Annotated in this window: 25 protein-coding genes; 11 read left to right on the forward strand and 14 right to left on the reverse strand. The window is 67.8% G+C overall.

Annotation, left to right across the window (positions count from 1 at the left end; all coding sequences use genetic code 11):
- Positions 1-3 precede the first annotated feature (3 nt).
- Both LXT23_RS22975 and LXT23_RS22980 read left to right on the forward strand, forming a co-directional pair.
- On the forward strand, positions 4-579 hold the full coding sequence (locus LXT23_RS22975; RefSeq protein ID WP_253982413.1) for a hemerythrin domain-containing protein: 576 nt from the start codon (positions 4-6) through the stop codon (positions 577-579).
- A gap of 97 nt (positions 580-676) precedes the next feature.
- Positions 677-1222 carry a hypothetical protein gene (locus LXT23_RS22980; RefSeq protein ID WP_253982414.1) on the forward strand — a complete coding sequence of 182 codons (546 nt, stop codon included), beginning with the start codon at positions 677-679 and terminating at the stop codon, positions 1220-1222.
- Positions 1223-1315: 93 nt separating this feature from the next.
- On the opposite strand, the gene LXT23_RS22985 is transcribed toward LXT23_RS22980, so the two are convergent.
- The 4 genes from LXT23_RS22985 to LXT23_RS23000 all read right to left on the reverse strand — a co-directional run bounded on the left by LXT23_RS22985 (position 1316) and on the right by LXT23_RS23000 (position 4441).
- Positions 1316-2053 (reverse strand): DUF4476 domain-containing protein, encoded by a 738-nt coding sequence (locus LXT23_RS22985; protein WP_253982415.1) that lies wholly within the window; start codon positions 2051-2053, stop codon positions 1316-1318.
- Positions 2054-2109: 56 nt separating this feature from the next.
- Positions 2110-3111, reverse strand: coding sequence for a M28 family peptidase (locus LXT23_RS22990; RefSeq protein WP_323379072.1), 1002 nt, complete (start codon positions 3109-3111; stop codon positions 2110-2112).
- Between the two features lie 86 nt (positions 3112-3197).
- Positions 3198-3806 (reverse strand): 2,3-bisphosphoglycerate-dependent phosphoglycerate mutase, encoded by a 609-nt coding sequence (locus tag LXT23_RS22995; RefSeq protein WP_253982417.1) that lies wholly within the window; start codon positions 3804-3806, stop codon positions 3198-3200.
- A 176-nt stretch (positions 3807-3982) separates the two neighbouring features.
- The gene (locus tag LXT23_RS23000) at positions 3983-4441 is read right to left on the reverse strand and encodes a YaiI/YqxD family protein (RefSeq protein ID WP_253982418.1); all 459 of its coding nucleotides are present in this window, start codon (positions 4439-4441) and stop codon (positions 3983-3985) included.
- 93 nt (positions 4442-4534) lie between these two features.
- Between LXT23_RS23000 and LXT23_RS23005 the strand changes: the two genes are divergently transcribed.
- Positions 4535-5086, forward strand: coding sequence for a glutathione peroxidase (locus tag LXT23_RS23005; RefSeq protein WP_253982419.1), 552 nt, complete (start codon positions 4535-4537; stop codon positions 5084-5086).
- Positions 5087-5205: 119 nt separating this feature from the next.
- Here the strand turns inward: LXT23_RS23005 and LXT23_RS23010 are convergent, their stop codons facing one another.
- Positions 5206-5973 (reverse strand): zinc-dependent metalloprotease, encoded by a 768-nt coding sequence (locus LXT23_RS23010; RefSeq protein ID WP_253982420.1) that lies wholly within the window; start codon positions 5971-5973, stop codon positions 5206-5208.
- 181 nt (positions 5974-6154) lie between these two features.
- Between LXT23_RS23010 and LXT23_RS23015 the strand changes: the two genes are divergently transcribed.
- The 3 genes from LXT23_RS23015 (at position 6155) to LXT23_RS23025 (ending at position 9851) form a co-directional block, all read left to right on the forward strand.
- The gene (locus tag LXT23_RS23015) at positions 6155-8044 is read left to right on the forward strand and encodes a DUF6055 domain-containing protein (RefSeq protein WP_253982421.1); all 1890 of its coding nucleotides are present in this window, start codon (positions 6155-6157) and stop codon (positions 8042-8044) included.
- A 668-nt stretch (positions 8045-8712) separates the two neighbouring features.
- Complete coding sequence (locus LXT23_RS50395; RefSeq protein WP_323379073.1) at positions 8713-9096, forward strand: DUF6310 domain-containing protein; 384 nt, start codon at positions 8713-8715, stop codon at positions 9094-9096.
- Positions 9093-9851 (forward strand): DUF5953 family protein, encoded by a 759-nt coding sequence (locus LXT23_RS23025; protein ID WP_253982423.1) that lies wholly within the window; start codon positions 9093-9095, stop codon positions 9849-9851. The genes LXT23_RS50395 and LXT23_RS23025 overlap by 4 nt, the downstream gene beginning before the upstream one ends.
- Before the next feature lie 73 nt (positions 9852-9924).
- Here LXT23_RS23025 and LXT23_RS23030 read toward each other — a convergent pair whose 3' ends face one another.
- Positions 9925-10758 carry a hypothetical protein gene (locus LXT23_RS23030; RefSeq protein ID WP_253982424.1) on the reverse strand — a complete coding sequence of 278 codons (834 nt, stop codon included), beginning with the start codon at positions 10756-10758 and terminating at the stop codon, positions 9925-9927.
- A 903-nt stretch (positions 10759-11661) separates the two neighbouring features.
- On the opposite strand from LXT23_RS23030, the gene LXT23_RS23035 reads away from it, so the two are divergent.
- Positions 11662-12327, forward strand: coding sequence for a hypothetical protein (locus LXT23_RS23035; RefSeq protein WP_253982425.1), 666 nt, complete (start codon positions 11662-11664; stop codon positions 12325-12327).
- On the opposite strand, the gene LXT23_RS23040 is transcribed toward LXT23_RS23035, so the two are convergent.
- The 3 genes from LXT23_RS23040 to LXT23_RS23050 form a co-directional block, all read right to left on the reverse strand.
- Positions 12296-12613: a DUF5953 family protein gene (locus LXT23_RS23040; protein WP_253982426.1), complete on the reverse strand. Its 318-nt coding sequence runs from the start codon at positions 12611-12613 to the stop codon at positions 12296-12298. The genes LXT23_RS23035 and LXT23_RS23040 overlap by 32 nt on opposite strands.
- 82 nt (positions 12614-12695) lie before the next feature.
- On the reverse strand, positions 12696-13187 hold the full coding sequence (locus LXT23_RS23045) for a hypothetical protein (protein ID WP_253982427.1): 492 nt from the start codon (positions 13185-13187) through the stop codon (positions 12696-12698).
- 159 nt (positions 13188-13346) lie between these two features.
- Positions 13347-14753 (reverse strand): pectate lyase, encoded by a 1407-nt coding sequence (locus LXT23_RS23050; protein WP_253982428.1) that lies wholly within the window; start codon positions 14751-14753, stop codon positions 13347-13349.
- Between the two features lie 345 nt (positions 14754-15098).
- Between LXT23_RS23050 and LXT23_RS23055 the strand changes: the two genes are divergently transcribed.
- The 4 genes from LXT23_RS23055 to LXT23_RS23070 all read left to right on the forward strand — a co-directional run bounded on the left by LXT23_RS23055 (position 15099) and on the right by LXT23_RS23070 (position 18882).
- A complete protein-coding gene (locus LXT23_RS23055; RefSeq protein WP_253982429.1) occupies positions 15099-15974 on the forward strand; it encodes a hypothetical protein in 876 nt (291 codons plus the stop codon).
- A gap of 41 nt (positions 15975-16015) precedes the next feature.
- Positions 16016-16909 (forward strand): hypothetical protein, encoded by an 894-nt coding sequence (locus LXT23_RS23060; RefSeq protein ID WP_253982430.1) that lies wholly within the window; start codon positions 16016-16018, stop codon positions 16907-16909.
- Positions 16910-17687: 778 nt separating this feature from the next.
- Positions 17688-17984, forward strand: coding sequence for a hypothetical protein (locus LXT23_RS23065; protein WP_253982431.1), 297 nt, complete (start codon positions 17688-17690; stop codon positions 17982-17984).
- Between the two features lie 505 nt (positions 17985-18489).
- A complete protein-coding gene (locus LXT23_RS23070; RefSeq protein ID WP_253982432.1) occupies positions 18490-18882 on the forward strand; it encodes a hypothetical protein in 393 nt (130 codons plus the stop codon).
- A gap of 414 nt (positions 18883-19296) precedes the next feature.
- Here LXT23_RS23070 and LXT23_RS23075 read toward each other — a convergent pair whose 3' ends face one another.
- From LXT23_RS23075 to LXT23_RS23095, 5 genes are all read right to left on the reverse strand, one after another.
- Positions 19297-19866 (reverse strand): imm11 family protein, encoded by a 570-nt coding sequence (locus tag LXT23_RS23075; RefSeq protein ID WP_253982433.1) that lies wholly within the window; start codon positions 19864-19866, stop codon positions 19297-19299.
- A gap of 19 nt (positions 19867-19885) precedes the next feature.
- On the reverse strand, positions 19886-21232 hold the full coding sequence (locus tag LXT23_RS23080) for an AHH domain-containing protein (RefSeq protein WP_253983138.1): 1347 nt from the start codon (positions 21230-21232) through the stop codon (positions 19886-19888).
- Positions 21233-22127: 895 nt separating this feature from the next.
- Entirely contained in the window at positions 22128-23282 is a 1155-nt protein-coding gene (locus LXT23_RS23085; protein ID WP_253982434.1) for a serine/threonine protein kinase, read from the reverse strand.
- A 175-nt stretch (positions 23283-23457) separates the two neighbouring features.
- Positions 23458-25242 carry a serine/threonine protein kinase gene (locus LXT23_RS23090; protein ID WP_253982435.1) on the reverse strand — a complete coding sequence of 595 codons (1785 nt, stop codon included), beginning with the start codon at positions 25240-25242 and terminating at the stop codon, positions 23458-23460.
- Positions 25239-26156 carry a DUF2381 family protein gene (locus tag LXT23_RS23095; protein WP_253982436.1) on the reverse strand — a complete coding sequence of 306 codons (918 nt, stop codon included), beginning with the start codon at positions 26154-26156 and terminating at the stop codon, positions 25239-25241. The genes LXT23_RS23090 and LXT23_RS23095 overlap by 4 nt, the downstream gene beginning before the upstream one ends.
- Positions 26157-26322: the final 166 nt, after the last annotated feature.

Consider the following 26322-nt stretch of genomic DNA (forward strand, 5'->3'; position numbering starts at 1 on the left):
GCGATGGACGCATTGGACGTATTGAGCCTGGAACATCGCCACATCCAGCGGGTGCTGGACGTGCTGGAGCGGGCCGTGGAGCGCGGCCGCGCGGGGGAGTTCGTCTCCGCCTCGCTCTTCCTGCGCACGGCGAACTTCCTGCTCACCTACGTGGACGGCAGCCACCACGCGAAGGAGATGGTGCTCTTCCAGACGATGCTGGCGCACCAGCTCCCGCTGAACCCGGGGCTGCTGGCCCAGGTGTCCGGAGAGCATGGCACCGGGGGCGAGCAGGCGAAGGCGCTCCAGCGCGCGGCGGAGGCGACGCTGCGCGAGGGCATGGACCCCGGGTCGATGCTCGCCGCCGCGGAGGCCTACCTGCAGCTGCACCGGGGCCACACCGACGTGGAGGAGACGCAGGTCTTCCCCCTGGCACGGCGCCTGCTGCCCGCGCCCGTGCTGGAGCGCATGCGCACGCGCTTCGCGCGCATCGAGGCCTCGCACGGACCGCTCGTCGATGCCGCCGAGGTCATGCTGCGGGCCTTCGCGCCCACCCGTCCCAGCCGGGCCCTGGCGGTGAGCAGCGTGCGCTCCTTCTGACGAGGGGGCAGGCGGGCGAGCGCCGCCGGGCTGCCCGGCCCTGGAGTCACGCCCCGGCCGTGCGCACCTCTACCCGTGGACCGAAAGGAGCGGGCGCATGGCGCGGCGACACGGCTGGCTGGGAAGGGCGCGGAGCGGGGCAAGGGCCCTGGGCGTGGCCGGGGTGCTGCTCGCCGCGTCCGTGGTTGGCGCCATGCCCCAGCCGGGGGAGGCGCTGCCGGAGTTCTCCACCCGGGACTTGCTGGACCAGCCACGCCAGAGCCGTGAGCTGACGGGGCGGCCCACGCTGCTGGTGGTCATCACCGACAAGGACGGCGGCGAGGCGATGCAGCGGTGGTTCGACACCGCGGGCACGCGCGTGCCGAAGGCCGTCCACCGCGCCTCCATCCTGTCGCTCAAGCTGCCCTTCTTCGTCAGCAACGGCACCGTGCGCGGCAAGGTTCGCGAGAAGGTGCCGCGCGACTTCTGGGCCGCTACGTGGCTGGACAAGAACGGCGACATGGCGAAGGCCCTGGGGCTGGCCACCAGCCGCACGCCGTATGCCTTCGCGCTCGATGCCCGGGGCCGCGTGGTGGCCGCCGTGCATGGCGACGCCCAGGCGCCGGAGGCCGAGGCGCTGTGGAAGGCGCTGTCCGGACCGTGAAGCGGCAGGCGCGCGCGGGAAAAGACAACGGGCGCCCCGGGGAGTGTCCCGGGGCGCCCGTGGTGCTTCATGCCTGCCAGCGTGTCCGGCCCGTCAGCGCTGTGCGAGGATTTCCTGAAGCTGCTTCTTGTCGCTGGAGAAGGAGAAGACGCTGTAGAGCTGGTAGCCGTTCTCCGGGTCGAGGATGCGCGGCTTCAGCGTGCGCACCGCGGCCAGCTTGTCCTGCGAGAAGGCGAAGTGGCTCAGCAGCTGCCCCACCTGCGAGATGAGGAAGTGGTTGTTGCCCGCCGCCATGGTGATGATGCGCATCTTGTCGTCGGTGAAGCTCTCATGCTTCACCGCCTCGTTGAGCCGCTTGAAGGGCCCCTCCGGCATCGGCTGGACCACCGGCATCGGCGGCGGGGGCGGCGGCCGCGGAGCCGGCGCCGGGTAGACGGTGCCCAGGTGCGGCGCCTCCGTCACGAACTGCTGCACCGAGTCCAGCGTCTCCTGCGCCTTGCGCACCTTGTTGCGCGCCGAGTCCCTGTCCCTGTCCCTGTCCCGGTCCTGGTCACGGCCACGGCGGTCCCTGTCACGGTCCGAGTAGCGCGACTCCTCCTCGAGGCGCTTCTCCGCGTCCTCCAGCAGCTTCTCCAGGCGGGCCAGGCGCGCGTTCAGCTCGTCGCGGTCCACCACGGCCAGGTTGCCCGAGCGGGGCGGCTGCTGCGGCTGCGGCATGGGGCGGCCCGGGGGCGGGTTGCGGCGCAGCTCGGCGCCCTGCTTCTCGGCTTCGTCCTGGGCGAGAGCGGAGGAGGCGGTGAGGAGGGCGACTGCGAGGGTGAGGGCCTTCATGGGGGAAGCGTCCTTTCGTGTGCTCGATGACTCTGACGCGCCAGGCCCCCCTGCATTCATTCCCCGGGGGAGGGGCTGCCCGCCAACGTCCTCACAGCGGCATACACCCCCTGGACGGCGCGAGCCATACGCGCATAGTCAAGCGTGTCCCACGTGTCCCCGGCCTCGTGGTAGCGCGGGTTCCGGAAGAAGGCCGTGTCCGTCACCATCACCGCCCGGTAGCCCTGCGCCCAGAAGCTGGCGTGGTCCGAGAAGTCCACCCCCGTCAGCGAGCGCGGCGCGCTCAGCGACTCCACCGGCAGCGGGCTCGCGCCCCGCATGGCCTCCGCCACCGTGTCCGTGAGTCCGCCGTCACCCGGGGTTCCCACCACGCCGATGAAGTTGCCCGTGTCCGGGTACTTCAGCTTCAGGACGGGCAGCGGGTAGTCCTGGCTGTCCGGCGCGTCCGTGTAGTGCCCGAGCATCTCCAGCGCCAGCATGCCGCGCAGCCGCACCCCGGCCTCCCGCAGCGAGCGCGCATGCACCGCGCTGCCCATCTGCGAGGTGTGGAAGTGGGGCGGCTCCTCCAGCGTATAGGCCACCAGGTCGACGCGAGCCGGCGGTGGCTCGCGGCCGAGCCTCGCCGCCAGCTCCAGCAGCCCCGCCACGCCGCTGGCGTTGTCGTCCGCGCCGGGCGTGCCCGTCGCCGCGTCGTAGTGCGCGCCGACGACGAGCCGCTCTCCGCCCTCCGGCCCGAAGCGGGCGATGACGTTGCGGTAGTCGCGGCCGTCCACCTGGAAGCGCTGCGACTCCACGTGCCCGCCCGCCCGCGACAGGTGGTCGGCGACGTAGTCCGCCGCGCGCTCCAGGTTCTCCGGGTGCCGCCAGTCCCTCGGGTGGAAGGTCTCCGACAGCATCCTCACGTGGGCCTTCAGGCGCTCCGCTTCGGCCTCCAGGCCGGGTGGGGCGGGCGTGAGGCCGGCCGCGGACGCCTCCCGCTGGCTCCACTTCCACGTCAGGCCCAGGCCCGCCGCCAGCACCGTGGCGCCCATCCCCAGCCATGCCCTTGCTCGCCGCACGCTCGCCCTCCCTGCCCGGCGCCCCCCGGGCCCGGGCCGTGTCTTCCTTGGACTTCCGAGGAGGGAGCGGAGTTCCCTACAAGGGTTCAGGGAGTGAGGGTGCGCCTGGTCAGTACCTCGCCCTCTGGCGACATCTCGTAGACGAGGGGCACGCCCGTGGCCAGCTCCAGGCCGACCACCTGCTCCCCCGTCAGCCCGTCCAGCTTCATCACCAGGGAGCGGTTGGAGTTGCCGTGCGCCACCACCAGCACGTGCTTGCCCAGGCGCAGGTCACCGGCGATGGCGCGCTCGTAGAAGGGCAGCACGCGCTTCGCGGTCATCTCCAGCGACTCGCCGTTGGGCGGGGGCACGTCGTACGAGCGGCGCCACAGCTTCACCTGCTGCTCGCCGAAGCGCTTCGCGGAGTCCGCCTTGTTGAGCCCCTGCAGGTCTCCGTAGTGGCGCTCGTTGAGCGCGGCGTCGCGGATGGTGGGGACGCGCTGGCCCAGCGTCTCCAGGATGATGGCCAGCGTCTCCTGCGCGCGGGTGAGCGCGGAGGTGTAGGCGACGTCGAACGTCATCCCCTGGAGCGCCCGGGCTGCCTGGCGGGCCTCCTCGCGTCCCTTCTCCGTGAGGGGGACGTCCACGAAGCCGGTGAAGCGGTTCTCATGGTTCCAGAGCGACTGACCGTGACGGACGAGCGTGAGCGTGGGCATGGGGCTCCTCGCTAGCGCAAGCCGGGCAGGGCGGCCAGGGGCGGGCACGCGCTCCCTGGGCCCGGGCGTTCCGGGGTCCACACTGGGGCCGTTCCGCCCCGGGCTCCCATACGCCGCGCCCCTGGTAGGGGGGCTCGGCATCCGGCGTAGACCGTGGCTGATGGCGAAGCAGGAGCCTACCTGCGCGCCGCGAGCAGCCGCGTCAGCTCGCGGTCCAGCGCGTTGGCGAAGCGCTGGCTGTCCTTGGGGGAGAAGCCCGCGGGGCCTCCCGTCGTCACGCCGCTCTCGCGCAGCTCCTGCATGAAGTTCCGCACGGAGAGGCGCTCGTCGATGTTCTCCGGCGTGAAGAGCTCGCCGCGCGGGTCCAGCACCACCACGCCCCGGGGCACCAGCTGCGCGGCGAGGGGGATGTCCTGCGTCACCGCGAGGTCTCCCTTCTGCGCCTGCTCGGCGATGTGGCGGTCCGCCACGTCCAGCCCGGCCCCCACCTGCACCGTGGAGACGAGCTCCGAGCGGGGCAGCGAGAGGCCCTTGTTGGCCACGAAGACGGCAGGCACCTTCAGGCGCTGCACGGCGCGCAGCAGGATGTCGCGGACGGGTCCGGGACAGGCATCGGCATCGACCCAGATTTTCATTCGGTGCTCAGGGGGCAGGAGGGGAGCGGCCCGGGAAGGCTCGCCTGAAGAGAGGCGCTGTTGTACTGGAGGGAGACCCCCGCGCACTGGAGCATGAACTTGAACCTCTACGACATCCCCCTTACTTCCATCGACGGCGCCTCGCAGACCCTCGGCCGCTTCAAGGGCAAGGTCCTGCTGGTGGTGAACGTGGCCTCCAAGTGCGGACTGACGCCCCAGTACGAAGGGCTGGAGAAGCTCTACGAGCGCAAGCAGGCCCAGGGCCTGGAGGTGCTGGGCTTCCCGTCGAATGACTTCCTCGGCCAGGAGCCGGGCAGCGAGGCGGAAATCATGGAGTTCTGCCGCCTGACGTATGACGTGAAGTTCCCGTTGTTTTCCAAAATCCCGGTGGTCGGCGACAACAAGCATCCGCTCTACCGCGAGCTGACCCACGCCTTCCCGGCGGCCACTGGCGACGGGCCGATGCGCGCGAAGCTCCAGGGCTACGGCCTCACGCCCAATCCGGTTCCGGAGGTGCAGTGGAACTTCGAGAAGTTCCTCATCGGCCGGGATGGCCGCGTCGCGGGCCGCTTCGCCCCGGACGTGACGGCGGACGACCCGCGCCTGCTCCAGGCCATCGACGCCGAGCTGGCGAAGCAGGCCTGATGCCTGGGCAGCCCCCTTCCGGCAACGGGCGGAAGGGGGGAAGCCGCGTCAGGGCGTGCACTGCGGGTGCGCCGCGGCGTGGAGCCGGTCGTACTCTTGTCTCCTCGAATCACTCCGCCTCAGTAGAGGTAGTTCAGCGCCGTGATGTCGGAGCTGGTGAACTCGCCCGTGTCGGTCGACCTGAAGCAGGAGTTCATGAGCGAGCCGCCCACCGTGGCAGTGGCCGGTGTCCCGGGGATGAGGATGGCCCCCACGCCAGCACTTCCCTCGGAGCCGGGCGGGCTGCAGCTGATGCCCTGATTGTAGAAGTCCGAGTGGCGGAAGCCGATGGCGTGGCCCAGCTCGTGGGTGATGACGTGCTCGTTCAGGTCGACGCTGGAGGTGTTCAGTCCGGTGCCGATGTTGATGGTTCCGTAGGGCCGTCCGCCCGAGGGGTAGCCCGAGGAGCCACCGGTGCCGGACATGGTCTGCGCGGTGATGTTCGCGGTGCAGCCGGTGGTCGGTCCGCGCGCGAAGGTAATCCTGAGCCCCAGGGCATTGTAGTTGGCGATGGCCAGGTCGAGCCCCTGGCTGAGCCGGGCGTAGCCGTTGAACCCCGAGGTGGGATTGACGCAGATCTTCGTCACGGCGGTACCGACGAGATTGGTCGTGCGGTATTGCTCCGTGCTTCCCTCGCCGCGCTGGAGCAGCTCCCGGGACGCCTGGAGCGTCACGTGCGCGTCACGCCCCACGTAGACGACACCGTCGACGACCATGATGTCGTCGGCCGGGAACCCGGCCTCGACCAGGTTGGAGATGAGCTCGTCGTTCTCGAGCTCCGGGGCCGTACCGCAGCCGGCCAGCCACGCGCCACAGCTCACCACGAGCACTGCCGCTCTCTTGAGCATGTTCGCTTCCCTTCTTGTCAGCGTCTGGGGCAACCGACTCCAGTAGACCACGAACACTGCACAAGGGGGCGATTCCAGCACCATTCGAAATATAGACACACATGTATTGTCTGCTCCCCAATTGAATTCCGTATTGGCTCGCGGTACTTGGATTCCACTCCATGCGAGGGAATGCGAAGCCATGACATACAGAAATACAGTGAGCCTGCCGGCCTTGCTGCTGGTGACGGGCGTCCTTGGAGCCGCGTGTCACCCCGAGGAAGTGCCGACGGAGGCGGAGGGTCGCGCCGGGGAATGTGTCGGCGACGCATGTACTTCCGCGGTGGCCGCGCTCGCATGCGAGCCCGGGACCACGACGACGGCCTGGGCCACGAGCTGCCCGACCTCGCCGCCGGCCTGCACTCCGGGCACGTGGACGGCGGGCGGGCCGGATCCAGACCACCAGAACTTCAGGCTCGTCAGGGAGTCCGCGCACTTCGCCATCTACTCGGACGAGGTCATCTCCAGCACCACCGCCCAGGCCGCGCTCGACACGCTCGAGAACACCATCTGGAAGACCTACTTCGGGTCGCCCATCTTCTTCAAGGAGCCGCTCTGCAACCTGACCAGCAAGACCAAGGTCAGCGTCCACGTCCACTCCAACTGGGGGCTGTCCGGTGGCGCCTGGAGCCCGACGCGGATGGGGATGTGGATTGGCCCCGGCGCGCTCAATGACCGCTGGGGGCTGGCGCACGAGTTCATGCACGCCGTGCAGAGCGTGAGCGGCGGCATGACGTGCAACCAGTCCAACACCTGCGGGTGGATCTACGAGAGTCACGCCAACTTCATGCCGCACCAGCTCCCCGAGTACCGCGGCGACGTGCACTGCTCGGAGATGGCGGTGAATGCCCCGCACGTGTACCTGGGCTCGACGAGGGACCGCTACTGCAACTGGCAGTTCATGGAGTTCCTGAAGGACAAGCACTGCTACAGCGCCGTCAATGAAATCTGGACGAGCAGCCCGAGCAACGACCCGTTCTCGCAAATCATGAAGACGCGGGGCTGGAACATCAGCCAGCTGAACGACTTCTTCGGCGAGTGGGCCATGCACAACGTGACGTGGGACTACAAGGACCCGCCCCCCACCAGTGGCGGCAACCAGGGGCCGACCTATCGCGCGAGGTACGGCTCCATCACGAGCAAGACGCGCCCCGAGCGGCGCCTCCGGCTGACGCAGCTCGAGCCACTGGACGCGGCCTACGCGACGAACCGGCGGTTCGTGACGCCGGCTGGCTGGGCGCCGCAGCGCTGGGGCTACAACATCGTGCGGCTCTACCCGGAAGCGGGCGCCACCAGCGTGACGGTGACCTTCCGCGGCGTCACGCAGGCCGGCGCGGACTCGGACTGGCGCTGGGGCCTGGTGGCCACCGACAGCGCCATCACTACGCCGCGCTATAGCCCGCTGCAGCGTGGCGCGGATGGCGCGCTCGACTTCTGCATCACCCCCGGCGAGTCACTGTTCCTGGTCGTCGTGGGCACCCCGTCGGTGCAGAAGCAGATTGTCTGGGACCAGGCGTACAACACCCTCCACCGCTATCCGTGGATGGTGCAGCTCACGAATGCCTGGCCGGAGGGATTCAGGACCGGCACGCAGGACGCCTGCCCCACGGGAACGCAGCGTCATCCGAACGGCGGCGGCTGCGTCATCAGCGGCGTTCCGTCGAGCGTGTACGTCGGTCCCTACGCCCAGGTGCTCGGCGGAACGGTGAGCGGCTCGGCGCGCATCGACGACCATGCCGTGGTCCTGTCGGGCAACGTCTCCGGCGGCACCGTCACCGGCCTCTCCGTGCTGACGAACGGCTTCAGCGTGAGCGGCTCGGCCAGGGTCGCCGCGACGTTCTACCCGCTGGGCTTCTACGAGGGCCAGCAGTCGGTGTCGGGCACGGCGCAGCTCATCGGCGACCTCGAGTACCGGGGCGTCGGGCTGAACAAGTCGAGCGGGACCTACTTCGGGTTCGTCGACGCGAGCACCCGGGCCGCCTCGAACATGACGGACGTCACGCTCGCGCCGCCGTACGCCTGGCGGCCGTAGCACGGCAAGGGAGGGGGCTCTCGCGACTGCTCCATGGGCGCCTCCTTCCGACCGCCTCGATGATGACTCCGAGCTTCAACAGAAAGAGCCCAGCAACCCGGTAGGGGTGCTGGGCTTCTGACTGAGGAGTCGGAGGGAATCGAAGCCGTGTAGGGGGCAAAAAGGCCCGCTCTGAAAGACGGCCTTCCCCTCGGTCTTGCCGTCCCTGGCGCGCACCCCGGCCCGAGCTCGAGCTGTCCGACGTGCGCCCCCGGCTCAAGCTGTCGGAGCATGCCTGGCAGACCCCCGAGGGAAACCGGCCCAGCCTTGACACGCACCGCCCCTCTTCGATGGAAAGACGTGGAATGAATTTCCGAACTTGCAGCGCACTCTGCCAAGCCGTTGCCGTAGTCGTAGCTGGGTGTGCCACCCCTCAAGAGGCGCCTGAGACCTACGCTTGGGCGCCTGTGCGCCCACCCGCTGTGCCCGGCACGGGCCTCCCCACCCGCGGGCAGCCAGGTCAGGTTCGCCCCCAGCCCCTGCCGCGGAGCCCGCACAAGCGCGAGCTGCCGCCCACCCGGGAGCCGGGCCTTTGGGCCGGAGACGCTCCACGGGCCTCGCAGGAACCGGAGGCGAACCCCACACCGGAGAGGTCCAGCGCGAACAGGAGGGACCCGCCTGCCCCGGTGATGGCGGAGCGCCGCCGTTCTGAGTGCGAGCCCATCCCGGTGCCTCACGCGGGCGAGGATGCCCCGCATAACGAGTGCGCTGACAAGTTTCCGCCGAACCGCTACCCCGGAATGGACGTGCTCGTTGGCGGCAAGCGCTTTGATGCGCTGCAAGTCGGCGTGCGCATGCTGTGGGAGATCAAGACTCATCAATTTGACACGTACTCGCGCTTTCTCCAGAACCAGGTGATCAGAGATCAGGTGCTCGACCTGAAGGAAGAGCGCGACATCGCGGAGGCCTGTGGGTATGGCTTCGCCGTCGGGGTTGGCAGCGCCGCGCACAAAGCCGCGCTGGAGGCACAGGACCGTCTCCTCAATGTCGTCGTCACGGGATGCAAACGATGACCACTCAAGATTTCCTCGTCCTCATCGTCTACGCGCCAGCGCTCATGGGCGATGACAGCCGCCCGCTCGCTGTCGTCCATGCGGTGGAACAGGCTCTCCCCGGTGCACACCTGGAGTGGGAGATTTCCAAAGCCGGGCACCCTATCGCGTTGCCCCAGCGCGACGCCTGGCTGGCCGAGGCGGCGTCACGGGGGGAGTTTCCCCTCGTGTGCAACGGTGACGAGCGCTACCCCGTCACCATCTACGGGCTTCCAATGAGCCCTCGCTCTGCATCGGGTGGCCAGCCGTTGCTCGAAGTCCATGCAGATCTGCCTCTAGACGCAGCAGGCATCGTGGCGGCAGTGGAGGTGCTGTGTGGAGTGGCGGAGAGCGCGCGGTCGTTCTGGGGCTGTGCGACGCCTCAAGGCGCGGCAGTAGAGATTGCGGGGCAGACGAGGGATCCAGCGCGTAAGCCGGGGGGGCCGCCACGCGGACTCCCAGCGCTCAAGTTCCCAGATAAGATCCGCTCGCCCGCGATTCCGCATTGCTTGGGGTGGCTGAACTACTGGTCTGCCGCAGCCGCACAGGCCATCGGGTTCCCGGACCCGGCTCGGGACGCGGACCTGCTCTCTCGGGCGCGGCGCACTGCGACGGGCGGGTGGGTCGTGCGGCTCACCGATGCGCCGCTGGATCTCGACAATCCCGCGCACCTGGAGGCGCTCTTGCGCGCGTATGAGCGCTTCCCGGAGGTTGGCGGGCGCGTGACTCCGCGCTGAGTGTGGCTGCGGGGCGCCCCCTGTCGCGTCAGGGGGGCGGGCTGGGCGCGCCACCGGTGCCCCGTTCGCGTTCCTACTCCTTCGACTCTGCGTAAAGTACGAACCCGTCAACGGGCAGTGGTGCGTGGGGGATTAGCGTCTGCACCATGAAGAGGTTGTCGCAGTGCTCGGCGTTCGGACCGCCGAAAACAGTCTTGAAGGCTGGTTCCACACACCAATCCGGGTCAAGGAACAGGCCGGTGTCGCCTGCTTCCGCGAACTTGCGGATGACATGTGCGGGATGAAATGTCCACACGGCATAGTGGCCGAGTCGACCTTCCGTGGGGTCAACCTCGGCGCCAATATCGCGGAGCCACCGCGCCAGCTCGGGGTCCTCTGTCTGAAGGTTCTCCTTGGAGGAATCCATCACTTTCACCCTTGCCTTTGGCCTGGATGCCTCGGCCCATGCAGCCACGTCCGAGGGGGCGATGATGCGAAAGCGCGGCTCTACGCGATCCATCGGCGGGTCTCCGTTCCAGTATTCTCTCGGCTCGTGCGACACGTACCCTGAAAGCTCCACGCGCCCACTCGCGTCCGACTCCATCAATAATCCTGAACTGCTGTCGTGGATGTTGTACTGGAAAGCAGGGGCGCCCACCCGTTCGGCGAGGCGTGCAAGAAGCGGCGAGCTTTCCTGCATCAACAATTCAAAGGGGGCGGTGCGGATGGCAGTCCATCCCGGGGCGCCACGGAAACCGGCTATCCCCCAACGGCAAACCTCGTCACCCTTTCCGATTTGCATGGGATCGCGATGGTCAGTCTTGCGCTGTCTCGGGGTCACGAGTCGCCGCCCTTTTTCCACCACAAGGCGGGCAAGTTCTCTCTCAACCCGGTCCACATCGCCACACTGGATAAAGGCCGCGTTCATCCAAGTTCCCATGAGGCAGGAATCTACTCCTGAGGTCGCCCGAATGTCTCGGCGGTGTTAGATTGGGTCGAGTCCCACTCTTCTGGGAGGTGCCATGAAGCTGAAGCCCGTGCTGCTGTCGTCCTGATGCTGGTAGGTCCGGTCGCGCTCGCTCAAGAGCCAAGCAAGAAGGCAGGACGAACGAAGACCATTTCATTGGTTTCACTCGTGAACCAACAAAAGAAGTGCCATGGGAATCGGGCCGACATGCTTGGATGCACCTTCGACGTCGGGCTGGACGTCTCCGTCCCAACTCCCGCGAGCGAGGATAGCTATTCGGCCTCGTAGTCGTGGCTGTAACCCGAACACCCACTGGAGCACAGTAATGGACCGACACGACTGGAGCGAGGCTGACGACCTCGTTGCATTCTACCTGTACAGATTTGGTACGGAGCAGCTCCCGTTCGACATGCCCGCCATCGCGAAGCGGCGGGGGGATCAAGCTGGGGAGCATGAAAATGCGGATCAGCAACTTCAAGGCGTACTCGGGAACGGGCGGACTGGGAAACATTGCACGGCAATCCGTGCAGGTCTTCGAGCGGTACAGGGACACCCCCGAACCCGAGCTTCGGAACCGCGCGTTCCCTGAACTGGCTCGATAAAGCGCGTGGTGCGAGCAGGGGCTCGCGGTGGCATCCAGGCAAGTAGAACCGGGGACGGGGCGTGTGAACTCTGACGCGGTGTCCGCCTGCGTGCTCTTCCGGCCCGCAGGCGTTTCTCTCTCCTTGTAGCGCATTGCCGGGTACGCACGAGGTGTGAAGCGTGGGGCCGCGCCGCTCCTTGACACTCGCGTGTTGTTACGGCCACGCTGCAACGATGACAAATACTCGTCACAGAGGCGCCCTTCGACAAGCGCTGACTGTAGTGACTGCGTTCGCGCTCCTGCTCGGCATCGGCAATGAAGCGGAGGCTCAACAAACGGGCAAAACGACCCGATATTGGGATTGTGGCAAACCAAGCGCTGCGTGGCCTGGGAAAGCCTCAGTCACCAGCCCGGTCAAAGCTTGCGCCAAGGATGGCGTCACCCCAGTCAGTCCGGATGCGAAAAGCGGTGCGAATGGTGGTGCTGCCTTCACGTGCAACAACAATCAGCCGTGGGCCGTGGATGCAAAATTGTCATATGGATTTGCTGCGGCTTTTGTGAGCGGCGGGTCAGAAGCCACTTGGAGCTGCGCCTGTTACGAATTGACATTCACCAGCGGGCCCGTGAATGGCAAGAAGATGGTGGTTCAGGTTGTCAATACGGGAGGGGATTTGGGGCAGAACCATTTCGACTTGCTAGTCCCTGGCGGGGGTGTTGGCCTGTTCAACGCCTGTACACCTCAGTGGAATGCTCCAGCCGATGGTTGGGGTGCCAGATACGGCGGCATCGCCAGTCGAGCTGAATGCAGCCAGCTGCCGTCTCAATTGAGGGCGGGCTGTCAGTGGCGATTCGAATGGTTCATGAACGCGGATAATCCTACCATGAGCTTCAAGCAGGTCGCCTGTCCAAAGGCACTCACTGATAAATCTGGCTGCATCCGCAAGTAAGAGCAGGCGAACGTATCGTTGACCACCTGCGCGGGCCGGGTTCCTTCAGGGACTCGGCCTTTGCTTTCTGTGGCAATGAGCGGGCGAAGTGGGCGGGGTCGTCGAGATCGAGCGGCGCATCGGTGAGCTGCACGACCCACCCGCCCGTCGCAGTGCGCCGCGCCCGTGAGAGCAGGTCCGCGTCCCGAGCCGGGTCCGGGAACCCGATGGCCTTCGCAGCAGCGGAAGACCACAGGATGGCCGCGAGCCCGGCGTGCTGGCGCAGGACGGTAGGGGCCACGCGCATGGGCGTTCAATTGGACCGCGGCGCCAGCGGCCCGGCGTCCGAGGAGGAGGCCGTCGGCTCTTTGTCGGTCCTGCGCGCCTCGCTATCCCCGCAGAGAACCGGAGACGCGCGCCCGAAGCGTCCCGATGTCCCCGTCGTCGAGCCCCAGGGCCTTCCGCTCCCGCACCAGGTGCTCGACCACGTCCAGGAGGACCTCCAGGCGCCGTCCCGTCAGGTGGGCCGCGATGACCTCCTCCCAGAACCCGCGGTCCTTGAGGCAGGTGATGAGGTGGGCCCGCGTCAGCGCGTCCCCGAAGACCCCAACCCGCTCCTGGTCGCGGAGGCTCTGCATCACGGCGCGCAGAAAGGTGCCGAGGTAGGCCGCCGCTGCCTCCGGGGGCAGGTCGAAGAGGAACTCGGCCATCAGGAAGCCCACGGAGTCGATGTCCACCTCCATGGGCGCCAAGTCCACGAAGGCGTCGGCCTCCTCTTGGCTCAGACCCCACCCGGTGAGCCGCAGCTCGAGAAGGGGCGGGGCCGGAACCTCCGCCCAGGCCTCCTCCACAGCGCGCATCAGGTCCGAGGTCGTGGTCATGGGCCGAGCTTGTACACAACGTTGCGTCACGCACGATAGCGCCCGGTGCCTCTGCTGCATCGGGGGGCCTGCGGATTCTGGACGTGGGCCTGGGCCAGCCTGGCAGATAGGCGCGCCACCCGGACCGCAACCGCGTGGACCGCTACGAACCTTGGACTATCAGTAATTCCAAGCGACGCAGTCGGTCGTCGTGCGCGTGACGAACTCGGCCAGGGTGCGCAGGTTCCTGACGAACGTGCTCGTGTCGAGGTAGTCGCCCGGGGTTGCACCGCTTCGCGGGCCGCCCGGGCTATATGTCGTCAGCCACTTCTCGTTGTTCACCGCCGTGTCGACGGCCTGCGCCGTGTCGGCGCGGAGCTGCTGGCAAGAGCGCTTCATCACCGTCGTGTCGCTCGCCAGCCGGTCGTACTCCGCACGGAGGGCCGCAAGCTGCGAAGGCACCTCCCACGCATAGTTCTGGTACGTGGGCGGCGCCGGAGAGAACCGGACCGGGTACCCGCCGAGCTTCACCGTGTAGAAGCCGATGTTCGACGGCGAGGTGTCGTCGAGCTCGATGTAACGATGGATGAGCATGTTGCCCGCATGGTCGACGTTCTCGAGGTACGCCAGCGCAGTCCCGACGGCGGCGCGGTTCGCCGGCACGCCCGCGTCGAGCTGGTAGAGACGGAGGAGCGCCCACATGACGTCCTGGCTTTCCTGGCCTGCAATCGCCGGAGCCTCCCAGCTGCGCGCCCAGCGCGGCTGCATCTGGAGGTCGTACTGCTGCGCCCAGGCGGGCTGGGGCTGGGGCAGCTGCGCACGGCGAAGGAAGCCACCAAACGCGGTGAGCATGTCCTGATACGTCGCGGCCTGCGCCGGGTAGACCTCCCTTGCCCAGTACAGCATCTCCACGAAGGCCGACGCGAGGTTGTCATTCAGCGTCGGGTCGTCCCAGTACTCGTGGGTGTAGACGTTGTCGTAGCAATGGGCGAGACCACACGAGGTGTCCAGCGAGGGGGGCGGATAGCTCGCCGGGAGCGCCGCCCGCGCGGCGACGGGACCGGTGAACCCCTGGGGGAAGCCGCCATTCGTCGGGAACTGCGAGGTCTCCACCTTTCCACGGGCGTACGAGGAGGCTTCGGAGATGGCCGGATTCGCGAACCCGAGGAGCTGGTCGGTGCGCATCATCGCGATGAGCGCATTCTGGGTGACCTGGTCGTCGTAGCTCGTCGTCGTGCAGCCGCCGCAGCCGCAGCTGGCCGTGGTGTTGCGGTAGCACGCCCTCAGCGTTGGCGTCGGTTTGAAGTCCGCGTAGAGGCGCCAGCCTCCCGACTTCACCTGCCCGTGGCGTAGCGCCATCGCCGCGTCCGTCGCGTAGGTCTTCAGCGCAGGGGTTGCCGGGTCGGCAAGCGCGGCTTCGACGAAGGCAATCGTCACGTCCGACGTGCCGGGCGACTGAATCATGATCTGATCCCCGTCGAGCTGGATGTCGCCCCAGCGCTCACCCAGGTTGGTGGCGTTGTGGTGCCACGCATACCCGCCGTGGCGCGCGACCACGTCATGGAAGTACTTCGCCGCGTTCCGCATGCGTCCAAGCGCCTTCGCACGGAGCGGAGTCGTGGCTTCCCGCGCGGCCTCGCCAGGCTCGATGGCGGGTGGCGAGCCATCCCCCTCCCACCCGGTTTCCGCCGAGACGCAGGCGAACGTCGAGAGGGCAGGGAGGAGAACAAGCGCGAGGGGTAGTTTCATGAATTACACGTTTATCACACCCCGCGTGAGCGGAGCCCGGTTCCCTGGCGAAGGGGGTGAGGGGATTTCGCCCCGAGTTTCGTTGATGGGCCAGGACCGGGAAGCGCGCGGTGAACCCCGCCCGCTCCTCCGGCGGCAACAGGCCATCCACGCACACCCCGTACGGGGAGAGACACGGACACCATGAGACTCCGGAAGCAAACGCAGCAGTGGACGAGCGCGGCGCTCGCGGGGGCCCTGCTGCTGCCCGCTGCGGCGCTGGCGAACGAGACCCACGTCTACGGCATCGCCAACTTCGGAGGGGCGGGGCAGTGCGAGGCAGACTCGCACTCGGTGCATACGAAGACGGCGGCCGAGTTCTCGGGCTACTTCAGCTCTCTCATGAACTCCGGACAGTGGACGGACGTCCGCACGCTCAACAACTCGAGTGCGCGCACGGACCTCTGGACGGACGCCTCCAAGGGGTCGGCGACGAACGCGAAGGACACCCAGGCCAACGCGGGCGTAGACGACGCGAACGTCCTCTTCGTGCACACGCATGGCGGCCACAGCAAGACGAACAACCAGAGCTGGCTGGTGATGGGAAGCAACGCGGACTCGTGTAGTGCCATCACGAACGTCCACATGAGCCTGGGGAACGGGAAGCTGAACATCGCCGTCGTGAAGGCCTGCCAGTCCGCCGACTACGAGGTGTGGGAGCAGGGCGGGTACAGGACGCTGGTGACGAGCACCAGCGGCTTCAGCATGTGGAACGGCTTCCACGGCGACTCGTCGTGCGGCAACTTCGTGAAGCGCTACGTGAAGCGCTACGTGGCGAACTCGCGCAGCGACGGCGTGGGCGAGAACTGGATTGACGAGGCCTACGACTGGGCCGCCCTCAAGAACAGGGATGACTGCCCGGTGTCCATCGTCTTCGGTGACACCAAGGCGAAGCGCCTGGCGATGTTCGAGGCCGGCGGCTGGAAGGACCGCAAGAACACCGGCAGCAAGGGTGCCTCCACCTTCTTCTCCGTGGAGGGCTGCGACCCCGACAACGGGCGGGTGCTGCCCAACGATTGACCTCCGCCTCCATCGCCCTTGCTCAGAGAGAACGACACGCCATGAAGACCCAGCTCATCCGATTCCTGACCGCCCTCCCGCTCACCGCCGCGCTCGGCTGCGACAGCGGGGCGCCCGTCGAGCCCGCCGACACCACCCCCACCACCCAGGCCGCGAGCGCGACCTCCGCATTCAGCTTCGACTCCACCGGGATTGCCACGCCTCCCACCGGCGGAATCCCCACCGACCTGCTGCCCCGCACCGCGTTCGATGACGCGATGCTGCAGCGTGCCCTGGTCGGAACGACCGAGGCCTTCATCATGACGGAGGAGCTGGGCGCCCGCCGGGACCTGGAGTCCCGGACCTGGAGGCTCGAGCGCGACCCGTCCGAAGGCCAGGTGCTGGTGCTGAACAAGCTCGGCAGTGGCCCCGCGACGCCGCAGGAGCCCGCGGTGCTGCAGCGCACCGCCCTGGCCCGCCTGCAGCGCTGGGGCATCCCCACGTCGGAACTGGGGGAGGTGCGACAGGTGAAGTCCTTCATGCAGAGCGAGGAGAACGGGGTCCTCGGCGCTCGCGAGCTCCACCGCCACAAGACCTTCGTGATGCGCGCCATCAACGGCATTCGCGTGGAGGGCCACCGCGCGGTGGTGTCCCACGGGGTGGATGGCAGCTTCCAGCGCGCGCTCATCAGCTGGCCGCCCCTGGCCCGCGCCGGCCACCTGCTCCGGACGCGGCTGACCACGGCGGAAATCGAGCAGCGCGCCCGCGAGGCACTGTTGGCCGAGGGTGAGACCGCGGGGCCCGTGCAGCTCACCTGGAAGTACGTGCCCACCCAGCTCAGCACGGGTGAATGGGCGCTGACGCTCCAGGTGGCCGCCGCGATGCCCTCGTTCACCGGCGCGACGAGCACCGAGGAGCCGCGCGTCATCGACGTGGACGTGAGCGCCGTGCCCTAGCCCGTTCAATCAGGAGGCACCAGGCGCCTCCCGCGCCCCCGCTCGGATGCAGGGGGCGGCCTACAGCGGCGGGTTGCTGCTAGTGGAGGCGGCGGGAATCGAAGCCGCACAGGCGGATTTGGTCCCTACTCTGGCCAGAGGCCGCCCGCCCGGTTTCCCCTCTGAAAAGAGGGGTGGCCATCCGTCCGGGTGAGTCCAGGACCGTCCATTGGATTTGGTTCTTTTTTGGTCCCTGCGGGGAACCAAACCGGCCTGAACGCAGCACCGGATAGGAGCACGAGCATCCTGCCACCTCGGGCCATGGTGCCCACCCGCGCCGAGCACGACCTCGGGGCCGTAGTGCCTGCCGGGTGCGCGGTGGACGCCAGCGTCCGTGCCGAGCCCCCGAAGCCGTTGCAACCGCCCCTCCGCACTTCCGCGCGTTCCTGGGGTGCGTTCGTACTGCGCCCCGAGGGGACCGTGAGGCCGTCCAGGTCGGGCAAGGCGTTCGCGTTGAGCACCACCTCGGAGCCGTGGCGCCCGCCCGGTGCGCTGGCGGCCAGGGCCCGTGCGGAGCACCACCATGGGGCCGTTGAGCCCACCCTGTGCGTGGCGGCCGCCAGCACCCATACCGAGCATCACCTCGATGCCGTGGCACCTACCCGGTGCGTGGTGGCCGCTCGGCTGGCTCGCCTGCTCGCCATCCCACTGCTGATCTATCGAACGCTCTGGAGTTTCTCCAGCGCCACCATGCTATCTGCGAGTCGCCTGACACCTTCCGCCGCCTAGGAGAATCTAGATGGAAATCGACCTGACCCGCCCCTTCACGAAGGACGATGTGCGTGCGCTGCTTGCGTCGGTGGACGACTCCCAGAATTGGCAGCTTCGAGTCAGGAAGGACGGCTCTGCTTTCCTGTCCGCCGATGTTGGCGCAAACAAGCTGGACGGGATCTTGTTCCGCCTTGAGACCTGGGATGCCGGCAACGGCTACGTCGGACCAAACGCCGCCGCAAACGATGACTTCGTGCAGCGCATCTATAACGTCCTCAATAAGAACTATCCTGTGCCGAAATCCTCCTACATTGATGTCTTCTAACGCGCCGCCATGCTGTGCTGATGGCTTTCGGTCCGACAGATGGCTCGGCCTAGCGGTTCGGCGCGTCTGAGGAGTGGGCTTACCCCACTGAATCGGGGCAAGCTCACTCGCGCGCCGTTCCGCGCGGCGTTTCTCGCGCCCTCCCTGCCTTGCTGCCGCGTCCAGTTCGGGCCGGAGGCGCCCACGTCGGACAGCTCCCGCTCGGCCCCGGTGGAGCGCGCGTCGGTCAGCTCCCGCTCGGCCCCGCTGACGCGCGCCGGGGTGGCAGCCATGATCGCCGCTCCCAGCTCGGCCCCGGTGGCGCGCGTCGGTCAGCTCCCGCTCGGCCCGGGGCGCGCCTCGAAGGTCTCGTAGGTGATCGGCGAGACATGGGTTGCTTTAGACCAAGAGCAGTCAGCGAGAGGGCAAAGCTGTTGCCTTGTACCCTTTTGGGGATATCATCAAGGCCTCTGGCCCTATAGACTCATATTCGTTTCGAGTCTAAGCATCAAGGAGACGCCATCATATGGGAACACATCAGTTTAGAGCTTCAGTTCAGTACGGTGACTGGAAAGGTACTTCGGCTGCAGATGGCTCCGGCATGATTGGCCCTCATGACTGGCTTAAGAAGCAGGGCCATATGAAGGATGGCGAGTTTCTATTGGGCGTCAGGTTCTTTGCAGGCGGAAACCATGTGGCGCACAAGGATCCAGTGCAGGCCGAGTTTCTTCTCGTACAGCGTGGCGACCACGATACTGTAAAGGCAATGATTGAGGCTGCGTCTGGACCTGTTGTGGTTCGGTCAGTGAAATTGGACATGTCATTTGTTGACTTCTTTGGAATCTTCAAACGATTCAGTGTGGCTTTCTCGTTGGATGGGATGCTGGATGAGCGTGAGTACACGGATCCTGACTATTGAGTAACCTACCTGTAGCCCCATCAATTGCCTTCGGCGGCGGTTGAGTTTTATGGTGATAGCCCGGATAGGTCACACCGGGCACGGAGATAGGGCCAGTGTCGCAGCAGAGCCTGCTGGCGGCCTCGCACTTTGCCTCGCGTCGGTTCTGGCTTCTGCAACAGGCAAAGCGCGACCCTCTCCCGCCGGAGTCAGGGCCCGCGCGAGGTTGTCAATGAGCAGCGGGCGTCAGGAAGGGGCGGGGACGGTGCGCAACTGGACCGCGATGCGCGCGAAGAGAGAGCCCATGCCGAGCACCACCTCGGGCCATCGTGCGCACCCGCGCCGCGTGCTCCCTCGGGGCCATTGTGCCCGCCCGCTGAGTGCTGGCCGCCGGTGCCCGCGCCGAGCACCACTACGGAGTCATGGGGCAGGCCCCTAGACTTCTTCAAACGTCGTCCCGGTGGCCCCCATGCCTTCCAAGGCGTCTTTAATGTCTTCACGGACAATCAGCACGATAGCCCAGCCCTGGGGGCGAAAAATCTTGGCGTCACCGACATTCGACGGGTCGATACGCATGCCCCGTACGTCCCGGTACTTTCCCAGTTTCTCGGGCCGCCCATCCTCCGGGGTCCATTTCCTGACATGCCTGGATGCTCGCTCGTCAATGCACTGAATGAGCTGGGTCGCCACGAGAATGAAGAACGGCTCTGGCCGGCCCTCAATCTCCACGGGCAGAGCCTGCACTTCTTCGGGAGCAAGTTCCGAGAGGACGGAAGCCACTCGGGCGTGGACCACCGGGGCAGCGAACGCCGCCCGCGAGAAGTCGAGCGCCCTGCCGGGGACAGTGATGGGGAGCTTCAAGGGGCCGAGGTCCGGGAGTCGCTCGCCCCGATAGAACATCCATGGGTCGTCCACCTCTCGCCCTTGCGCATCAGTAGGGGTGCCGAGCAACCATCGCCCCCGAATGCGCATGTCGTCCTTCAGGTCGTAGTACCGCTTTGGCATGTGACCCATTGTGGTGGTCCTAGGTGCCCGTCACCAGTCTGTTGAGGTCACTCCCTGGAGTGACGATTTCCCCGGCGAGGTCGCGCAGTTCCGCAGTGAGTGCCTCGCGACATTTCTGCATGGTGCGGCACCCCTCCGTTGCGTCAGACAGGCGTTGGAAAATTGCTTCGTGGTACTCCTGCGGGTGGGGCCCCTTGTGGCCCTTGACACGGACGATGTTGGCCGGATCGTTCAGCGACATGCCCGCCCTGTCGAAAATCTTCTGGAACTGAGGCGACCACGGTCCCGCATTGTTCGTAGACTTCCACCACTTGTCCGTGGCGATATGGTGGTTGTGGCCCTCCGAGTCCACCGGGGCGGCAGCCACGCCCCCCATGGCCCGCGCCGTCATGGCCACAGCAGTAGGGGCGAGGACCACGGTGACAGCCTCACCCGACACGGCCACTTCTCCCACTTCTCCCACAGCGGCAAGGCGGATGCCCGCGCGGCCCCCGGCCAGCGTCGCCGCCTGAGCTGAACCGGGCAGCGTGGGCACCTTGTTGGCGAAGCCCGCAGCAGTGTTCCCCACGGCCACCGTCGCCAGCAGCGCGAAGGCGCGCGCCGCGTTCTGGCCCATGACCTTTCCGTAGCGCTCGCCCGCGTCGCGCAGTTCGTCAAACGTGGTCGCCCGGTCCGCCTCTTCCACCAACCGCTTGAAGCCCGCTATCAGCGTCCAGAAGGTGTCCACCCCGAGGTAGACAATGGCTGTCGCCGTCATCACAGCAGCCAGGCCCTTGCTCACTGGCTCGGGCACCGACCAAAGGACCAGGTAGAGGGTCAGGGTCCACAGCGCCGCCGAGAGCGCCGCGTGCGGGTCGGCCATGCCCTTGAAGGCGTCCAACATCTCATCCAGGACGACGCCTTGGGCCAGAGCCATGGCCAGGGCATAGCGTCCGTCTCCGGTGACGCTGGGGCTGTCCACCAGCAGGCGCAGGCAGTCGCCCTTGCGCCCGGTGCGCTCGCACCAACGCAGATATGCCCTCGTCAGCTCCGCCTCCGCTGGCGGCATATCGGAGGCCAGTGCCGCCCCGTCCAGCGGCGTCATCTGCCGGGTGCGTGGGTTGAAGAGGTACGCGCCGCTGCGGGTCTCCACGCCCAAGAGGTTCCGCGCGGCCTGCTGGGGATTGGCCGAGGGCCGCATCTGCCGCGCCAGCCGGGCCACGGCCTCTTTGAACTCGCGCCGCTCCATCTCCAATGGCGCAGTTTCGCCGCTGTCGGGCGTGAAGACGACTGGCGGCCCCCGCCCCGTCTCCAAGCGCACCACGCGCCCCGAGGCACAACCTGTCATCACAGCCAGCAGCAGCGCGGCAGCGCGATGCACCCTCATGAAGCCCTCCAATGGGAAAGGGTTTCATCCTCCAGGGCGCGGCCGGGCCACGGCCAGGACCCATCGGATGGGGCTTTCCCATGCGCCACCTCGGGGCGTGGCGTCTCCACCATGCGCAGCGGCGGCCAGCCCCCGTGCCGAACACCACCTCGGCGCCGTGCTGCCCTTCCGGTGCGTGGTGGCGGCCAGCGCCGATGTCGAGCACCCCTCGGGACCGTGGTGCCTGCCGGTGCGTGGTGGCGGCCAGCGCCCGCGCCGAGCACTGCCCCGGAGCCGGAGAGCTTGCCCGCGCCAAGCATCCCCTCGGCGCTGTTGCAGCCGCCCCCCGACGCACTCCCGCGCGGCCCTGGGTTTCGCCCGTACCGCGTCCCCTGGGGACCGTGAGCCCGTCCAGGTTGGGCAAGGCGTTTCGCGCTGCGCACCACCGCGAAGCCGTGGCGCCTGCTCGGTGCGCAGTGGCAGCCAGGGCTCATGCTGAGCGCCACCCTGGGGCCGTGGTGCCTACCGGGTGCGTGGTGGCCGCCAACGTCCGCGCCGAGCACGACCTCGGCGCCGTGGCACCTGCCCGGTACGCGGTGGCCGCCAGAGCCCGCGCCGAGCGCCACCCCGGAGCGCCCCGAGAGGGTGCCCACGGGTGCGCACGCGCTGGGGCTCCAGACCTCGCCCTCGCACCGTCGCGTTACTCCTCGCCGGGCCGGGAGCGCGCTCGGCAAGGATGCGCAGGCGCCAGCGCGGCAGCAGGCGCCTCGGAGGGCTCCAAGCCGAACGCCGCATCAGCGGACATGCCGAGTGCGCGACACTCCAGGCGCCCGTAGACTTCCATGGCAATGCCCATGCTGGCTGCTACGTCCTTCATGGCAGCGCGAGAAGGAAGTTGGAGGCCGGGCGGGCGGCCTCACGGCGGAGTCGGCTCCGTGGTGATGTGGTCTTGGCAGAAGGCACTCTGTGCCCCGTCCACGTCGTCGGCCATGGCCTCACCTGCCCGCCGCAGCGCCGCGTGGATGGCGTCGGCTGCATTCTTGGCGCTGTACCCCCCACGCTCCCGGAGCACGTTGGACAAGTCCTCTTGCAACTCCAGGGCGGAGGCGTAGCGCTCCGCCGGTTCTCGGCGCAGCAGCTTGCGGAAGATGGCCCGCGCGGGCTCCGACAGCCCTTGCGTTGCCGCGTCCACGTCCGCCGGGGTGAAGGTGGCCGCCCGTAAAATGGTGTCCTCGGGGTCTACCCCTCCCCATTCGTCCTGCACTCGCGCGATGGCGAAGCCCAGCCACTCCCGCTCCCCTTCGGGCACCAATTCCCACAAGTCCCGCGTCAGCAGGGTGGGCGCGCTGAGCAGGTGCCGCCCGGTGGCGAAGTCCACCAGCACCATGCCCAGCGTGAAGAGGTCCGAGCGCGCGTCCTCCGGCTGGCCCAGCAACGCCTCGGGGGAGGCCCAGTAGACTTCGCCCCGTGGGCCGGGGCGGCGGGTGCTCCCCTGGCCTGGAAGCCGCGCGGAGGCAAGGCCGAAGTCCGTCAGCTTCACTTCGCCAGCCAGCGACATGCGAATGCGTACCGGGTCCATCGCCCGGTGGACGATGTTGAGCGGCTTGCCGCTGTCGCTCCGGCAGGTATGCGCGTGGGCCAGGGCCCCGGCCACCTGGGCGCCGACGTAGAGCATGAAGGATTCGGGGAAGCGGCGCTCATGCGTCAGCGCCACTTCGGCCAGGGTATTGAGCGAGCACCCGGTGACGCACTCGGTAATCACGTACAGGGCGCCCTGGGCTTTGTGCATGTCGTAGACGCGAGCAATGTTGGGGTGGCGCAGGTAGCTGGCGAGCTTGACCTCTTCCTCCAGCCGCTTGCGCGCCAGCTTCAACTCGGCCGTGACGGCGGGCATGAGCACCGCCTTGAGGATGACCTTTCCGTGCGCTTCGCCTTTGACGCGTCGGCGCGCCACCAGCACCCGCTCGCCGTGGTGGCCGGGCCCCAAGTCCTCCACCATTTCGTAGAAGGACTTTCCACGCGAGAAGAGGACCGTCCCCGGGGGAAACCACGGGTCACCAGCGTACGGCATGAGGGTGTCTCCTTCCTGGAAGCGCGGCGACGGACGCCGCGCGAACGAAGGGAGGAAGGTACCGGTGAGTAGCCCCGGAAGGGAACGACTCCCAAGGTTCGAGGCCCGACTTATCGCAACAATGTTGCTATAGCGGCATGGGCCGAGTTTCTGCAAAGGCCCTTTACGCCCGGCCTTACGGCCACCGACCGAGAATGATGCGTGCGGACTGTTGGAAGTACACTCGCGCGGCGCCGGGCTTGGAGCCCTCTTCCTTCTTGGCGCCGCCGTTGTTACCGAGCACCGCGCAAATGGGGAAGTCTCGTTCGCCCCCGGCGTACATCTCGGTGACTCCGGAAGGAATCACGGCGCGGGTGTAGCGGATGACCACCTCGTCACCCGCCGTGAAGGCTTGGCCGTAGAGCCGCGTGCCATCGGGCATACCCCACCGGCCACGCGTCACGACGGTTTCAATCGGCCCGTCGCGCACGGTGACGTCGCAAGCCTTCCGTTCCGGGCACGGCTGCCTCGCGTCAACGTGGACGGTGAAAAAGGCATCCTGCTCCAGTTCTCTTTCCTGCGCGGCCCGCACGGCTTCCTTGGGGCACGTCTCCCGCGTGGGCGTCACCTGGGAGCCGGGGCAGCCCATCAACGCGGCGGCACTCGCGCCCGCCACGGCGCATTGCTTGAGGAATGCGGGGCTGAAGACGGGCGCGGCCTTCTTCGGCTTCTTCGCGGCGGACGGACTCGGGGGCGGATTGGTGGGGGCACTCACAGAGGGGCTTTCCTTCTCGACAGGGGACACCTGGGACGGGGACGGTACTGCACCCGCAGGCGGCGCGGGCGGGGAAGGTAGCTTGTCCGGGGCTGGCACCGGCGGGGTGCTTGGCGCCTGCGGCGCAGCCTCGGACGGCGGCGTGTCCGGTGAGGGGCCCGCGCGCAGCCACGCGAGTGCCGCGACAGCCGCGAGCACGCCCGCGACCACGGCCCACGCCAGCACGCGCCGCCGCTGCCGGGTTTGGGCGTGCTCGGGGGCCGGGGCGTCCTCTTCCGATGGGGGCAGGACGGAGGACAGCCACTCCGCGCCGCCTTGCTTCGCCAACTCTTCCAGGGCGCCGGGCATGGCCGCCAGCGCTGGCCGCCGCGTCTCCACGTCGCGCACCAGCCACCGCGCCACCCATGCACTCAGTGCCTCGGGCACTCGCGGGTTGACCTTGCGTGCCGGAAGCGGGGCCATGGTGGGGCTGTTGACGTTGAGGCGCGGGGCCTTGCGTGCGTTCGCCTTGAGGGCGGGCTCATCGTCCGTCAGCGCGTCATAGAGGCACACCGCCAGCGAGTAGAAGTCATCTTCGGGCGGGAAGTCGTACCGGGCGCTCGGGTCGTTCTGGTGTTCCTTGAGGAAGCGGGCCGCCTCCGGCGAGCGATAGCGGGTGGTGCCCGGGGGCAGGGGCGCATCCGTCAACTCGGGGGCGCCGAAGTATTCGCCCGCCCCCAGGTCAATGAGGACGGGCTCACCGTCCGCCCTGCGCACCATGACGTTGAGTAGCGAGATATCCCGGTGCCTCACGCCCCGCGCGTGCATGTACGCCAGCGCATCCGCCAGCTTGGCGAAAACACGGAGGACTTGCGCGAAGGTGGGGCGGGCTTCCTGGAGCCATTGGGCCAGTGTCCAGCCGTCCACGTACTCCAGCACGAGGTAGCCGTAACCCTGCCGGGTGCGCGCCCAGCCAAGCACCTTGGCGATATTCGGGTGGTCCAACTGGACAAGGCACACCAACTCCCGCAGTTGGCGCTGGTACGTCTTGCCCGGGTCATCGCTGGACTGGCGGTGCTTGGACAGCTTGAGGGCGTAGGGCCTGCCCTCGCTTTCGCACTCGTACACCTCGCCATAGGCGCCGCCGCCCTTCCAACCGCGAATCCGGAAGGGGGCTCCGACGCAGGCGCCGGGCTTGAGGAAGCTGGGAGAGTCCACGTTCATCATGGGCCGCTCTTCTCCTGCGCTGGGTCCTTCATCACCACGCCCGCGACAGTCAGGGGCCGGGCGCCGTCCGCGTCCTCTACCACCAACCGGAAGACTTCCCCCACGCTCCCGGGCGGCCTTTCAAACTCCACCACCACGCGGCCCGGCTCGCCGGTTGCCAGCACTTCCGGCGCCATGCTCACCGTGCGCGCGTTCACGCGGCGGCCGGTGGACGCACTCTCCAACCATGCCCGTCCCGGCCGCCAGGGCTGCCCGGACGTGTTCGTCACCTCCACTTCAAGCACCGCCCACTTGTCCGCCAGGAAGCGGCGGACGGACGTTGCCTTGAGGCCGGCCGTGCCCACGTTGGTCACCCGCTTGAGTTCGGCAACGCGCACGCCCGCCGCATTCACTTGCCCCGAGAGGACCGACGCGGCGGGACCCGTGGCTTTGCTCCGCTCGCGCTCGGTGGACAGTTGCGCCTCGCACGCGGCGCTGCGGGCCTCCAACTCCGTCAGCCGCGCTTGCATCAACTCCGGCGCGTTGGCGCTGCGGTAGACCAGCACCTGCGCGTCCGCCACGTCCGAAGCCGTGACGAGCTGGAAGGCGGGTTCCGCGAGGGTGGGCGCATTCAGGAACGGCACGCGCAGCGTCACCCCCGCGCCCAGGTCCCCCTCGGCCACCAGCGTGACGGCGTTCTCTGAAATGCTCAGGAGCTTGACGGGGGCCGGGGCATCCAGCCGCACTTTCTCCGGGTTGATCTCCGCGTCGAAGTTGAGCGTTGCGGGGATGCCCGGAGCAAGCCGCACCACCTCGCGCCTTCCAATGAGGGGCACGCGGCGGAATTGAAGGGAGGGGCTGGGGGCTGGCTGCGCTTCCGCTGCCGACGCACCCAGGGACAGCAGCACCAGCAGGAGCCCAGGAACATGGAGCAAGGGGCGTAACCTCATAGGTAGACCCTAACAGACGCCTGCCCTTGCCGAGCGCGCTCCCGGCTCGGCGAGGGGTAACGCCGCGTTTGCGAGGGCCAGGTCTGGAGCCCCAGCGCGTGCGCGCCTGCGGGCACACCTGCTGGGCGCTTCGAGGTGGCGCTCGGCGCGG

The organism is Pyxidicoccus xibeiensis, from assembly GCF_024198175.1.
Lineage (GTDB): Bacteria > Myxococcota > Myxococcia > Myxococcales > Myxococcaceae > Myxococcus > Myxococcus xibeiensis.